At 46.6% G+C, this 13,584-nt stretch carries 12 protein-coding genes; all 12 read right to left on the reverse strand.

What is annotated here, in order from left to right:
- Positions 1 to 2 precede the first annotated feature (2 nt).
- Positions 3 to 1,304 carry an opine metallophore biosynthesis dehydrogenase gene (locus ACT89M_RS22855; protein ID WP_341181241.1) on the reverse strand — a complete coding sequence of 434 codons (1,302 nt, stop codon included), beginning with the start codon at positions 1,302 to 1,304 and terminating at the stop codon, positions 3 to 5.
- Between the two features lie 51 nt (positions 1,305 to 1,355).
- The gene (locus ACT89M_RS22860) at positions 1,356 to 2,150 is read right to left on the reverse strand and encodes a methyltransferase domain-containing protein (RefSeq protein WP_154891027.1); all 795 of its coding nucleotides are present in this window, start codon (positions 2,148 to 2,150) and stop codon (positions 1,356 to 1,358) included.
- Positions 2,151 to 2,210: 60 nt separating this feature from the next.
- The gene (locus ACT89M_RS22865) at positions 2,211 to 3,077 is read right to left on the reverse strand and encodes a histidine racemase CntK family protein (RefSeq protein ID WP_253491593.1); all 867 of its coding nucleotides are present in this window, start codon (positions 3,075 to 3,077) and stop codon (positions 2,211 to 2,213) included.
- 342 nt (positions 3,078 to 3,419) lie between these two features.
- On the reverse strand, positions 3,420 to 4,637 hold the full coding sequence (locus tag ACT89M_RS22870) for an amidohydrolase (RefSeq protein WP_487344839.1): 1,218 nt from the start codon (positions 4,635 to 4,637) through the stop codon (positions 3,420 to 3,422).
- A gap of 71 nt (positions 4,638 to 4,708) precedes the next feature.
- Positions 4,709 to 5,581, reverse strand: coding sequence for a LysR family transcriptional regulator (locus ACT89M_RS22875; protein WP_487344840.1), 873 nt, complete (start codon positions 5,579 to 5,581; stop codon positions 4,709 to 4,711).
- 45 nt (positions 5,582 to 5,626) lie between these two features.
- Positions 5,627 to 6,175 carry an NADPH-dependent FMN reductase gene (gene ssuE / locus ACT89M_RS22880; protein ID WP_090919343.1) on the reverse strand — a complete coding sequence of 183 codons (549 nt, stop codon included), beginning with the start codon at positions 6,173 to 6,175 and terminating at the stop codon, positions 5,627 to 5,629.
- A gap of 25 nt (positions 6,176 to 6,200) precedes the next feature.
- Positions 6,201 to 7,151 carry an ABC transporter permease gene (locus ACT89M_RS22885; RefSeq protein WP_487344841.1) on the reverse strand — a complete coding sequence of 317 codons (951 nt, stop codon included), beginning with the start codon at positions 7,149 to 7,151 and terminating at the stop codon, positions 6,201 to 6,203.
- A 70-nt stretch (positions 7,152 to 7,221) separates the two neighbouring features.
- Positions 7,222 to 8,154 (reverse strand): ABC transporter permease, encoded by a 933-nt coding sequence (locus ACT89M_RS22890; RefSeq protein WP_154985039.1) that lies wholly within the window; start codon positions 8,152 to 8,154, stop codon positions 7,222 to 7,224.
- Positions 8,155 to 8,232: 78 nt separating this feature from the next.
- Entirely contained in the window at positions 8,233 to 9,882 is a 1,650-nt protein-coding gene (locus ACT89M_RS22895; protein ID WP_487344842.1) for an ABC transporter substrate-binding protein, read from the reverse strand.
- 287 nt (positions 9,883 to 10,169) lie between these two features.
- Complete coding sequence (locus tag ACT89M_RS22900; protein ID WP_154985041.1) at positions 10,170 to 11,513, reverse strand: LLM class flavin-dependent oxidoreductase; 1,344 nt, start codon at positions 11,511 to 11,513, stop codon at positions 10,170 to 10,172.
- A 537-nt stretch (positions 11,514 to 12,050) separates the two neighbouring features.
- Positions 12,051 to 12,500, reverse strand: a complete 450-nt coding sequence (locus ACT89M_RS22905) for a hypothetical protein (RefSeq protein WP_154891035.1) — start codon at positions 12,498 to 12,500, stop codon at positions 12,051 to 12,053.
- 53 nt (positions 12,501 to 12,553) lie between these two features.
- On the reverse strand, positions 12,554 to 13,417 hold the full coding sequence (locus ACT89M_RS22910; RefSeq protein ID WP_154891036.1) for a hypothetical protein: 864 nt from the start codon (positions 13,415 to 13,417) through the stop codon (positions 12,554 to 12,556).
- Between the last annotated feature and the right edge of the window lie 167 nt (positions 13,418 to 13,584).

The following is a 13,584-nucleotide window of genomic DNA, read 5'->3' on the forward strand; positions in this document are numbered from 1 at the left end:
AACTAGACCTTACCGCCCGTAAGTCCGTTACAGATCATGCGAACATCCTGCCCAAACGACTGGATCACAAACGCGGTCGACAAACGCTGATCTGGATGTGTACGCGTCACTTCCTGAAGCTTTGCTTCATATGTGGCAATGAAATGATCTATCGTTGGACAGGCGACATTCACATGTCTCGCGATGCCCTGAATCATTTTGATGCGGTAATAGTCTTCCTTGGGCATTCTCGGAACGTCGAGTTCACCCTCGCGGTTTATAAATATTCGGCGGAACGGAACTGCGGAGAAGTCAAAATATGTGCCGTTAGCATCCGGTTCCGAGAACGGATCAATCAATAATGAGGCGTACCGTATGTATAATAAAAACTCCTGATGGATAGCCTCGAATTGATCAAATTGCTCGATATCCTGACGTGATAAACTCTCTGATCGAACCGGATAATTGTCATCCGTCATAAACTGCAGCAGGTTTAATCCCTGAATATGAAGTCTGTCTGTAATCTGCCGGATCTCCTGCCACTGTGACCGCATACTGCGAATGAGCGCGGGTGTAATCGGCCCTTCGGGATAAAGCTTGTAAACATACTTTTGAACACGTTGCTCACCAAAAATCACTTCTAGCGAAAAATCATTCATAAAAAGCGGTGGATGAACGTAGAGCGAAATATTTCTTGTTTCGGCTTCCAGTGGGGAAGACATGACGGCGAGTGAAATATGCAACCGCTCAAATAACTCGCTTAATTGCTGTACATAGGTTGAAGAGGGAACCGTGGAGCCGATGTAAACCTTCCTTTTGACTCCCGTGGTGATCACTTCATTGGACGGTTGTTCATGCACCCAGCGGGTATCGCCCAGATAGGTGGAGAAGCTGATGATTTCCGGGGATACATTCCGCTCAAGCAAATACTGGCTCACCAGAAGACTGGAACCGAAGGTTGGGGAAACCAAAACAACGAATTTCAGTTGTTTAACGAATTCATCATTGATTTCTTGGAGTACATCGATATAAGCATCGGTGGTGACTGCCAATATCAGCGTATCCCACTCCCCTTCAAGGGTGTTGTATCCCTTAAACACCTGATCCACCGTACATTCCCCTGCCAAGGGTCGATGGTTCTCATTTTGAATCGTCACCTGAACGTGTTGCTTGCTCTGTTCCAGTGATGCAAAGAACGATGCTGACCGCACCGATTCCCTACCCGCCATACCCACGTGACAGCCCAGATGTATTTTCAAAGTTACCGCAAGCTGAATGGACACAGGACCCGTGCCGCATAACAGAACTCTTTCAACGCCGCTCATATATACCTCCCTGTAAAAAATCATAGACCAGATTACACTTCACTCGACTTCTTACGCCTTCTGGTACAACGCGATATCGAACACATCATGCGGGCGCAAAATGTTGTCTGCGAGCCTCCATTTACTACCGTCCGTCTCTTTCATAGGATAATTAAACAGTGATTTCAACTCATTGCCGTACCGCATAGCTACAACGACTTGTTCATTGGTCAATGCATATAATTGATCGAGCAAGTCATACTTGTTAGCCACCGTGGAGCTGAAAATAACATGTGTCGCCTGCCTTGTATACGCCAGATCCTCCAGCAGTTGCTGCTCTAAACAAATGTTCAAGCCAGCACCGAGCTTCTCTATAACTTTTCTCCCCAGCGTAATCGCCTCTGCGTCAATATCAATGCCAACGACCTCCGCTCCGGTACGTTTAGCGATCAGTAAAGGGGTCATCGGAAACGAACCGGAACCCACCAGCAGCACTTTGGATTCAGGTGTCACCTGAAAGCTGCCAAACTCTTTGTCGATGCACTCTTCGATATTTTTAAAATAATCCGCAATCTGCACTTCTCCATCCTGCAGCTTCAATGCCCGATATTTCTCCATAATCGCGACACACTGAGCGGACTTTTGTCTTAGCGCTTGAACTAACGGATCAAGCTCCTTCAGTTCTGCTTGCCTCAACATCCCCCAAGCGATCTTGTGATCAGGGTCGGTCACAAACCGTGAATACCCGTTAATCACCGCTTCCAGTTCCGCGCTGTGCTCAAGCGTCTGATCATATCTAACCGCAAGCTTGCCAAATTGTTCGGCAAAAACACGTAGTCTCGTTTCCAAGTGGATCAACGTGATCATTCCCTCTCCTCCTCACCTTGTCATGGTCAACCATCATACATCTCAGTCTCAGGTACCTGCTCAGACCTCTACAACGCTCCTGCTCTGCTCCTGTAAGGTATCAATAAAAGCCGTGCCATAGGCAACAATGCCAACAGTTCCCTCAATCGTTATGGCCTTCACCCCTTGGCTCCCCCACTGAGCGGTCACCTTAATTGCACCTCCAGGTTGCTTGACCAACTGGGTGACTTCGCTCTGCCTAAGCCAGGCCTGATAAGCTCCTAAAGAGGCCGTACCTGATCCGCACCCTCTCTCCCAGATCAGACTATCCAGCTGCGGGACATAAATGAGGGGCGCCATCTCTTGCGTAGCAGGGTGATATAACAACACACCGATCATTTTGTCTCCCATCGTGAGTCCAAGTAACCGTGCAAGGTGTTCTGCCTTTCGCTTCATCAGGTCATCAACGTGTTGTACTTCAATCACGATGTGAATGAATTCGGCATACCGGACAATGATTATCTCCAGCTCCATACCTTCAAACGTAATCTTCCGCCGCTCGATCTGATCGGGAACAGGCATCGTAACCCGGCAATCATACCGATGCTCTCGCCGCTTCACCTGACAGCTGATCAAGCGCTCTGTGCCTGAAACATCCAGCTTGATATTCATGGACGCTTGCTTCTCCAGCCCTGCTTCTGCTGCAATATGAGCTGCCAGCGCCATACAAGCATTGCCACAAAACTCTCCTCCTGCCATCTCCAGGCGGGCAACGGCTTCTGGTCTTCGTGTCTGCTTGATGAACCCGACTTGTTCAGCGTGAACATGATCATAAGACATCAGGCTGGAAGCGATATCACTGTAATGTTCGGATGCGTGATCCGTTCTCACCAGAAGGGTCATGTTCTGTGTCGGACTACATTTGATAAAATCAATCTCTTGTTTCATCGCGGCGGCGGCTCCTGTTCTTTGGATTCGAATTGAAGTTCTCCGTTGCATATTTCGACATTAATAGTAATAATTACGATTAAAGGACGAGAAAAATATAGCACACTCATTGGGGGTCGTCAACAAATATTTCCATCTATACCTGTTGTACAACCGGATTTTATGCGTACACTCCGGTGTTAGAATAACCGAAAAGTTCCTGCGGATTGCCCGATTTTTTGAACATAAAACAAAATAGAGCTGACGACTAGCGCCAGCTCTGAAACAAATGTTACAGATCGAGAATAGGAATATATTTTGAATTCAAATTAAACGTCCAACTTTTTTCAACATCACTGCCATTTAGGCTTGCAGACGTTTCAAAGCCTGTTCAGCCAGCCCTGCCAGCAGATGTGCACCAATTGGCAAAGCCTGCTCATCTACATCAAAGCCCGGATGATGCCACTCGTGCGGGCCCGATGTCCCGAGAAAGAGGAACAGGCCCGGCACTTCTTTTTGATAAAAAGAAAAATCCTCTCCTGCCGGCGAAGGCAGTGGTCTGACACGATTCAACCCAAGTTCACTCACGACTTGTTCTGCGTCCAATGCCAGCGATGCATCATTGACCACAGCAGGTGGCCCTTGAATCCAGCGTACCGTCGCCGTTGTGCCGTAGGCTGCAGCCACACCAGCTACGACCTGGTTGAAACGTTCCCGGATACGGGCGCGCACCTTCTCGTCAAATGTGCGCACTGTGCCGTCAAGTATCGCTTCCTCCGGAATAACGTTCCAGGCTGTACCGCTGTTTATTTTCGTAACGCTGAGTACAGCACTCTCCTGAGCACCTACATTCCGACTGACAATGGCTTGCAATGCGGTAACGATATGTGCAGCAACCACAATCGGATCGATGCCTGCTTCAGGTACAGCCGCATGGGTGCCCACCCCTTGCACTTTAACGACAAATCCATCCGCTGCCGCCATCAATGCACCTTCGCGAATACCCACTGTGCCTACTCGCAGATCCGGTTTATTGTGTAAACCAAATATAGCCTGAACATCGGCGAGTGCGCCGCTCTGGATAACTTGGCGGGCACCTGTTGCCTTCTCTTCTGACGGTTGAAAAATCAATCGCACCTTCCCGGGCAAACTGGATTCACGCTGTCTCAGCAACCGTGCAGCTCCAATCAAAATAGCGGTGTGCGCATCGTGCCCGCATGCATGCATTCGGCCCGCAATCTGCGAAGCAAACTCCAGCTTGGTTTCCTCCTGAATAGGCAAGGCATCAATGTCCGCTCGTAGCGCTACGACAGGGCCACTTCCCTGCCCTACCTCAGCAACAAGCCCTGTTCGCAGTTTATACTCATCGGCAAGGCGAACGCCTTCCTCCTCCAGCCAGCTGCGAATGGCTGCTGTTGTTTCCTTTTCCTCACCAGAAAGCTCCGGGTTGCGATGAAGATGCCGTCGAATTGCGGTCAGATGTGCCGCGAACTCCTGCTTTTGCTCGCTCTGCTCAACTTGCTGTTGCTCTTCCTCCGGCTGCAAAAGCTGTTCTCTCGTCTGCTCCAGATCACTTTTCATCTTGAGTCCTCCTTTCATGCTTAATTTATCCAATCTATAACGGTGAAATCTGATTCGCCTTGTCAGTCCATCTATAATTGCCGTAACAGTTCTCCAAAAGGCTCTGCAAATGGCGAATATTCTTCTTTTAAGGTCACCACACTGATCTGTAGCGACACTCCTGCCACCTCATGGACTTGAATCGGAAACAGTTCTTGACGCTGTACCTCTTTCTTCACCGTTAACCCTGGTAGAAAAGCGATGCCCGCACCTTGCATAACCAGTTTTTTGGCTGTTTCCGAATTATCGACATGATATGTAATATCCGGCGGGTACTCCAGGGAGTCGAAGGCCCGGTGAATGCGAAGCCAGTCCAGTGAACCACACTCGAAAAAGACCAGCTGTTCATTCCGGATCGCCTCCATGCTGACATGTCCGCTTTCAATGAAAGGATGTCCTCTGTACACGTATAGCTGTATCGGATCTTCGTAAAAAGCAACGGTACGGATCGCAGGGTGCATGACCTTGCGTACAAACGCCAGATCAATCTCCTGACCGAGCAGTTTGGCAATCAGTTGATCCGTTGTTGCTGTTGTCAGTTTAATGTTGACTTCGGGGTACGACTCCTTGATTCTGGGCAGAAAATCGGGGATGACATAATTGGACACCGATACTGTGCTTCCGAGGCGCAGTGCCTCAGGTGTCGTTCTACGCTGCTGAATTTTCTGTTTCCCCTTCTGGATCACTTGTAACACCTGCTGCGCATACGGTAAAAATTTGCGGCCTTCATCCGTCAGCACGATCTGCTTACCTAGTCGGTCAAACAGCTTGCTTCCCAGCTCCCTTTCCAATGATTGAATACGTGCCGTAACCGAAGGCTGGGACAAGAAGAGTACTTCAGCCGCCTTATTGAAGCTTCCGTAGTGATTGATATATACAAACGCTTCAATGTTCTCTATATTCATGGGCGCCTCCGCATCTACTTATTTTTCCTATATAAAAACTTGGTTTTAGGATATCGTAATCCCATCCTTTTCCAGTGTCAATCGTAATTCTTCCAGAGAGCGATCTAACCGTGCGGTAATATCTGCTGCAAGTGTAAATGTTCCATCCTCATTGCGTTCAATTCCCTGATCCACTGCGTATACACCGCCAAGGATATATCGTCCGCCGAGTGCGGTAAGCACAGGCTTCAAAGCATAATCAATAGCAAGCAAATGCGCAATTGAACCGCCAATGACAAGAGGCAGAGTCACCTTATCCCGAAGTCCTTCTTGTGGTATCAGGTCGAGAAACAGCTTGAGCACGCCCGAATAAGCTGCCTTATATACCGGAGTAGCCACAATAACGGCATCCGCTCCATCCACAATGGCAAGTGCATCCTGAATGGCCTGGCTGTCGAACTTTGCCTGTACCAGATCTTCAGCGGGCAAATCGGTCACCTGAATCACTTCAACGGAAATACCAGCTTTGCTTAACGTATGGCTGCTATAATCCGTTAGTCCTGTCAATCGTGAACGCTTGGACGGGGTTCCGGCGATAATGACAACATGTGACATATTATTTTCCTCCTTGGAATAGCGGTCAAGCCGCTCCTTTTACTTTGCGATCAAGCCTGTCGCGAATATCGTCTCCAATCAGATTGACAGCCAGAACAAACAGCGTAATGGCCAGACCCGGGAATGTGCAAATCCACCAAGCTACTGTCAGATAACCTCTCCCTTGAGACAGCAATGCACCCCAATCCGGAATTTCTTTCAGTACCCCGAGCCCAAGGAAACTGAGTCCAGACCCAGTCAGGATGGATGTACCTACACCCAGCGTTGCCATTACGAGTAGCGGAGACAAGGAATGTGGCAGGACATGTTTCCAGAAAATGCGGGCATTGGAACTACCCAGGGAACGCGTGGCTGTAATGAAAGGCAGATTTTTGACAGACATCACCTGACCGCGCATCACCCTTGCATAACCTGGTATCGAAGCTACTGCAACAGCCAGTGCAATATTTAGCAGTCCTGGCCCAAGCGCCGCAGCAACAGATAAGGCGAGCAATACGCCTGGTACGGCCATAAGAATATCCACCGCCCGCATCGTTACCGTATCAACCAGTCCTCCTGCATATCCCGCAAGGATGCCAATAGCACTGCCGACGAGACCACCAACAAGCACGGAAGCAAAACCGATCAGCAAGGAATCCCGGCTCCCATGCACAACCACACTGAAGATATCTCGGCCGAAATAGTCTGTACCGAACAGGTGAGAAGCAGAAGGAGACTGCAGAATGGCATCCGTCATCATCTGTGTTGGATCATAAGGCGCAATCCAGCCAGGTACGATGGCACAGGCCACAGTGAAGATGACGATGAGCAGGGCGGTATACAAAAACAATTGCGATACTGCGGATGAAACACGGCGCTGCCAAGGCAGGCGGTTCCATCTCCACAGGCGAGCTTTCCCGACAATTCCGGTACTTCCGGTACTTCTGGCATTTCCTGCCCATGTCTTTTTGTGTCCCGTCAAAGGTTTCATGCTCATAAAAATTAACGCCTCCTTCTCCTGCCTCTTCACATTTTGCAAGTTCCTGATGCGGTGTTCCTGATCTGGATCATGTACGAACAGCTCGCCGAACCCGAGGATCAATGTACGAATACGAGATGTCAACAAGCAAATTCAACACGACATAGATGATGGATGTAAAAAACACAACGCCTTGCACCACCGGCAGATCCTTAGCCATTAGCGCATCGGCAATAATACGACCAATTCCTTGTCTGGAGAATACCGTCTCTACGACCACGGTTCCTGCCAACAAATCCCCGATTAACATACCGATGACGGTTACGGCAGGGATCAGTGCATTACGCAGAGCATGACCATACATGATAGCCCGTTCAGACAATCCTTTGGCCCGTAAAGCAACGATAAACGGCTCATTTATCACTTCAAGCATGCTGTTACGCACCATGCGCACAATAAATCCTGCACCGACAAGTCCGAGTGTAGCTGCCGGAAGCACCAAGGAACTGAATCCGTCCGACCCCATCGCAGGGAACCAGCCGAGCTGTACGGAAAACAACAGAATAAGCAGAATGCCGGTCCAGAACGTTGGCATCGAGATGCCGAACAATCCAACGAGCCTAGCCACAACATCAATCACACCATTCCGGTGAATGGCCGACAGAACGCCAAGTGTAATTCCGATGGTGATGGCGATCAGCGAGCTGAGTGCCGTCAATGCCAGCGTTGCCGGGAAATGTTCCAGAATTTTGGGCAGTACCGGATCGGAGTTGACCATGGATTGACCAAAATCCCCGCGCAGCATATCGCCAAAATAGTTCGCAAACTGGATATAAAAAGGTTGATCCAGCCCAAGCTGTGCCCGGAGATTAGCAATCATCTCCGGGGTAGCCGAGGACGGGTCCAGCATTAACAGCACCGGATCACCCGGCAGAAGATACATGATGCAGTACACCAGCACCGAAGCTCCAAATATAACGAGAAGCGACGTTGCTAACCGTGACAAGATCAGTTGAATCATACCGGAATGGCTCCTTTCTGAAACCGGAACAGGCTGTACGCCATGTTGGAATGTTGAGACTGGATAATGCAATTTGCATTATGGCTGGATACGTACATCATTAAAGAGTGGATAACCGAGTGCATCGAACTTGATGCCTTCCACGTTTTTGGATGCAGCCACAGTATACGGAAATACGTAGATTGGCAAAATAACCGCTTGTTCAATGAGATATTTCTGAATCTGACTGTAGATGTCTACCCTTTTCGCCGAATCCGTCTCTACCGCTCCCTGCTCCAGAAGTTGATCAATCTTTGGCTCAGATAAACCGGATAATGTCGGACGCTCCCCTTCCGCACTGGTGTGATAGAAGGCGTACAAGGCATTCGGATCGGAGTTGACCTGGCTGTTACCATACAGATCATAATCCCAGTTCTGATAGATCACAGTAGCAATGTCTTTGGTAATCACCACTTCTACCGCAATGCCCAGCGGTTTCAGCTGTTGCTGGATGATGGCAGCAATGTCATTGCGTTTCTCCCGGTTAGGGGAGCCATCTACATAACGCAAAGTCAGCTTCTTCCCGTCTTTGACACGAATCCCGTCAGCCCCCTTAACCCAGCCCTGCTCATCCAGTAGTTGGTTAGCTCGGTTGATATCTGGTGTGATGCTTCCTTCAAGCGACTTGTCATAGCCGAGAATGCCCGGAGACAATGCAGACCATGCGCGCTCGTAGTTACCCAGATACAAGGTTTTCACAATGGACTCTACGTCTACAGCGGATTGTACCGCTTGCCTTACTTTTACATCATCCCAAGGTGCCTTGCGCAGATTGAAAAAGAGGGTGTATGGCAGTCCAACCGTGTTGGCTTGCAACAATTGCTGGTTCGGATCACTTTTAAGCGCAGCGATATTTTGCGGCGGTACGGTCTCTGCGGCAAGCACCTGCTTACTCTGCACACTTCCGATACGTGTTGCTTCTTCCGGTACAATCTTAAACGTGATCGTATCGATATGCGGAACACCTTTGTTTTCGACCGTTTCCGGGCCCCAGTTGTAATCCTTGTTTTTGGCCACTACGATATCCGCGTTTTCATCCCATTTCACAAAGGTATACGGGCCTGTGCCCACCGGATTTTTGCCCAGTTGGTCCCCATATTTCTTCGCAGCCGTTGGAGACACGATTCCCAGTAATGCCTGACTCAAGTTGCCGAGAAACGCTTGCGAAGGTGCATTCAGATTAACTTTGATCGTATACTCATCAATGACCTCGGAGGAGCTATAAGGTCTAATCAGGGCAAGGGAATTGGCAGCTTTGGTGGCAGGATCAATGACCCGATCCAGATTGTACTTCACCGCTTCGGCGTTAAACGGAGTTCCATCATGGAATTTCACGTCTTCACGCAGCTTGAAGGTATAACTTTTGCCATCCTTCGATACACTCCATTCCTTGGCAAGCCAAGGTTTGATAGACCCATCTGGCAGCTGCACCACCAGATTGTCGTAGATCGTGCGAATCGCTCGTACGGCTACAGCAAGACCGCTACGATGCGGATCGAGTGTATCCGGTGAAGTCGCCAGTGCAAAGGTGAGGTTACCCCCTTCCGCTTTACCAGCCTGACCCCCGCCGGCGGAAGCCTGTGCCGCACCGCTGGTTTTGCCTCCTGATGTTGCTCCGCATCCGGACAAAACCATCACCAATGCTACTGCCAACGCCACCACTTTTGTCCATGAGATAGACCTGTTCATATCGCTTCCCCCTCTGTGTATACAGGTGTCATTAATGTGTTACGCCAAGCAAATTTGTATATATTTTATATTCCCTATGAGAAAAGTAGGTTTTAAGGAAAAAAGGATTCATTAACTTTATTAACGCTATGATCCAGATGCATTTGTGCTTCATTTTAACGATGAACTGTTCTTGTATTTGATCCGAATGTATTGGATTGTGAGTACAGGTTAGAGTCACCGCGTTTAAGTTAACATGAATTACAACAATTAGATGATGTTCGATTTAAATGACATTTGACATTCGATTAGATGACGTTTGACTCTTCCTGTGTTCTTGCTACTGTATAACGGTTTACAGGCACCTGGACACCCAAATTGCCACGCAGCGTATCATGCTCATACTCCGTGCGATAGAGGCCGCGTTCCTGCAGAATAGGTACCACCAACTCGACAAAGTCGGACAATCCGCTAGGCAACTCCGAAGCAATAATGAATCCGTCTGCCGCTTCTGCCTCGAACCATTCCTGAACCTTGTCTGCGACCTGCTCCGGCGTGCCCAGGAATTGACTTCGTGGTGTTGCAGCCCGCAAAGCGACTTCGCGCAGCGTTAACCCCTGTTCTTTGGCATCTTTTTTAATCTTGTCTGTTCCACTGCGGAAGCTGTTGCTGCCTATGCCATCCAGTTCAGGGAATGGTTCATCCAGCGGATATTGGGAGAAATCATGATGCTCGAAGAAACGTCCCAAGTAGTCCAACGCTTTATCAATGGTTACCAGGCTTGCGATCTCCTGATATTTCTGTTCCGCTTCCTCTGCCGTCCGTCCCACAATCGGGTTAATGCCTGGCAAAATAACAATATCTTGTGCTGAACGTCCATAGGAAGCTGCCCGTGTTTTGACATCCTTATAAAACGCCTGTGCATCTTCAATGTTATCGTGTCCAGTGAATACGGCATCGGCTTCTTGTGCCGCCAGTGTTTTGCCATCCTCTGAGGAACCTGCTTGAAAAATAACCGGCTGTCCCTGCCGTGAACGAGCGATGTTCAATGGTCCCTGCACAGAGAAGAACTCCCCTTCATGGTTCAGCGTGTGTAGTTTCGAAGGATCGAAGAACACACCACTGTCCTTGTCTCTTACAAATGCATCATCTTCCCATGAATCCCACAAGCCTTTGGTCACTTGTAAATATTCCTTAGCAATACGGTAACGTTCCGGATGTGTTGGATGATTGCTTTTGCTGTAATTTTTTGCGGTACCTTCCAAGGGAGATGTCACCACGTTCCAGCCTGCACGACCATCACTGATCAGATCAAGCGAACCGAACTGTCTGGCGACTGTAAAGGGGTCACTATAGGATGTGGAGAGTGTGCCCACAAGTCCAATGCGTGAAGTTACCGCAGCAAGAGCGGAAAGAATGCTGATCGGTTCAAAGCGATTCAGGAAGTGAGGAATGGATTTTTCCGTAATATACAGGCCGTCTGCAATGAATACCAGATCAAACTTGCCCTCTTCAGCCTTCAGCGCCTGGCGTTTGTAAAATCCAAAGTTGACACTGGCATCGGATAGAACCTCCGGGTGTCTCCAGGTTGTGTTGCTTCCCCCAACACCATGAATGATCGCTCCAAATTTCAAACTTCGTTTTGCTGTCATGTACACTCCGCCTTCCCTGAAATAAGGTAATTTGATGGTACCAAAATGTGGCATATCTGAACCAATGATTGAGCATTAAAATTAAAAATTATTATTCCTATGAGTTTGGTTTGTTTTAATTTCACACAGCTTATCACTGCCCCGGCGAACCGGTCAACGGTGCTTCTAATAGATTTTTTCTATATGGCACCCATGTAAAATAATCGCTATGCTCCTGTTGCATTAGCCTTGTTAGACTTAATCCATTCCGTTCAGACAGCATTGCTTCATCCTGCCGCATTGTTGGGATGATGACATCGACATACCTCCGATTTCCACAATATAGTTCCAGATCATCAGACAGACCGGAAAGACCTATACCCTTAATTCCAATCTGTTAAATAAGAATTATGGCTATAAATGTACTCCCGTCCCTTTGCATCGTCAATGGTTCTGCTAATAGAACAATCCTATAACAGAATAGAAAAAAATAAATTTAAATTTTGAGTTATCCATTCAGTATCAATTTTGATTCAAAAAAAAGGAGTGAGTTTAGACTCACTCCAATGCTTTTAACTTCTCCTCAATCATCTTTGCTTCTTCTAGATTTGATGCGGGAGCACTTATAACTAACGTTTCATTCTGATATTTTTCATTCGTTAATTTCGTGTATAGTTCAGGTTCTGTAATAATAATTGCGAATTGATTAGCCTGTTTATCTAAATAAATATCTCCTAACACGGTTCTCTTTGCGCCTTCATAAGATATTAACAAAGATTTATGCATGAAGATTACCTTTTCGAAAGTACAATCATTGATAGATAAAGATCCCTCAAAAGTATTTTCATTTTTGTTAAAGATTCCATTTAAACTTACTTTTACTTCACTAGCAATCTCAGAGTTTTCGCTAAACATGTAGGATGGCGATTTAATGTCTATTTTTTCATGATGATTACACCCGGATAGAATGAATATGAATAAGAAAGTAATAAAAAGTACTCTTTTCATTTTCGGCCTCCAAGCTTATTAACACGGGGTAAAAATAGCACCCTATAATTATGTTAGTATTTAAATTTCCAATATATATTTACAGGTATAACAGCCCCACTCTGGTAACCATAATACAAGGGGGACAATGTATTTTTTGCAAGTGAAGATAATCTTGCTTCGTCATAAAAGTAATTACCAGCTTGTCCTGAGATTTGTCCTAAATCAAAATTCCTTGGTGTATATCGTGTCGAATTTTTGTAATAAACAACATTAAGTTGTGCAGAAGTATTTTTCTTAGTTGATGTTGCCATTGGAGTCCATACATATTGAAAACCATTCCACTGATACACATCTACATATTTATATATTATTACATAGTCGTGCAGTGATCTAACAATAGTATTTTTATAACTGTCGTACTCATTCTCTTTAATGAATAGATCTATAACTGTCATAAATGCACCTACATAAGGATGAGTCATACCTGCTCCAATTTGAATAAGTTTGTTTCCCATTTTATTTAAATCGCCTTGCTCATTCCCATACAAGGTTTGTGCACCATAAGAGTATTCTGTACGCAACCTAGTATCTCCAGGAGACGCCATTATAGCTACATTATGGTCTAAATTATCTATATTAGATATACTGTACAACTTATTTTGATACTCAATTTCTGTGTATACTGAATAATCGCTCATAAGTTCCATTATATCTTCTATTTCAGACTGAGTCTTAGCATTGTCAAGTTTACTTTCATATTCAGCAACGTTTAATTGCTTCCCTTCCTGTATTGCCTTTTCCTTTAGAAATTCTTTGGTTACAGTAAAGGACTCAGTTAATGGATCATATGTGGAATCCTCAGCGCTTACAGGTGACACTTGTAATACAAGTATAAGAGACAATAATGAACCAATTAGTCTTTTTTTTATTTTCAAATTTACACCTTCCTCTCTTTATTCCTTTATTTACCTTATCATGAAAAAGATTTATCATCAATATTTTTGGGTATTAATCCATTTTATTGAAGTGTACTATCTATTTCTTAGTAATAAATCTTCTAATTCTCACAGTAACCCTCCCCATAGTTCCTATACAATCATTA

It is taken from the genome of Paenibacillus sp. NN59 (assembly GCF_057597225.1).

What these genes read in the sequence shown, in the direction of transcription:
- ACT89M_RS22855 (WP_341181241.1), bottom strand. Translation starts at nt 1,304, where the DNA reads ATGAGCGGCGTTGAAAGAGTTCTGTTATGCGGCACGGGTCCTGTGTCC.
- ACT89M_RS22860 (WP_154891027.1), bottom strand. Translation starts at nt 2,150, where the DNA reads ATGATCACGTTGATCCACTTGGAAACGAGACTACGTGTTTTTGCCGAA.
- ACT89M_RS22865 (WP_253491593.1), bottom strand. Translation starts at nt 3,077, where the DNA reads ATGAAACAAGAGATTGATTTTATCAAATGTAGTCCGACACAGAACATG.
- ACT89M_RS22870 (WP_487344839.1), bottom strand. Translation starts at nt 4,637, where the DNA reads ATGAAAAGTGATCTGGAGCAGACGAGAGAACAGCTTTTGCAGCCGGAG.
- ACT89M_RS22875 (WP_487344840.1), bottom strand. Translation starts at nt 5,581, where the DNA reads ATGAATATAGAGAACATTGAAGCGTTTGTATATATCAATCACTACGGA.
- ssuE (WP_090919343.1), bottom strand. Translation starts at nt 6,175, where the DNA reads ATGTCACATGTTGTCATTATCGCCGGAACCCCGTCCAAGCGTTCACGA.
- ACT89M_RS22885 (WP_487344841.1), bottom strand. Translation starts at nt 7,151, where the DNA reads ATGAGCATGAAACCTTTGACGGGACACAAAAAGACATGGGCAGGAAAT.
- ACT89M_RS22890 (WP_154985039.1), bottom strand. Translation starts at nt 8,154, where the DNA reads ATGATTCAACTGATCTTGTCACGGTTAGCAACGTCGCTTCTCGTTATA.
- ACT89M_RS22895 (WP_487344842.1), bottom strand. Translation starts at nt 9,882, where the DNA reads ATGAACAGGTCTATCTCATGGACAAAAGTGGTGGCGTTGGCAGTAGCA.
- ACT89M_RS22900 (WP_154985041.1), bottom strand. Translation starts at nt 11,513, where the DNA reads ATGACAGCAAAACGAAGTTTGAAATTTGGAGCGATCATTCATGGTGTT.
- ACT89M_RS22905 (WP_154891035.1), bottom strand. Translation starts at nt 12,500, where the DNA reads ATGAAAAGAGTACTTTTTATTACTTTCTTATTCATATTCATTCTATCC.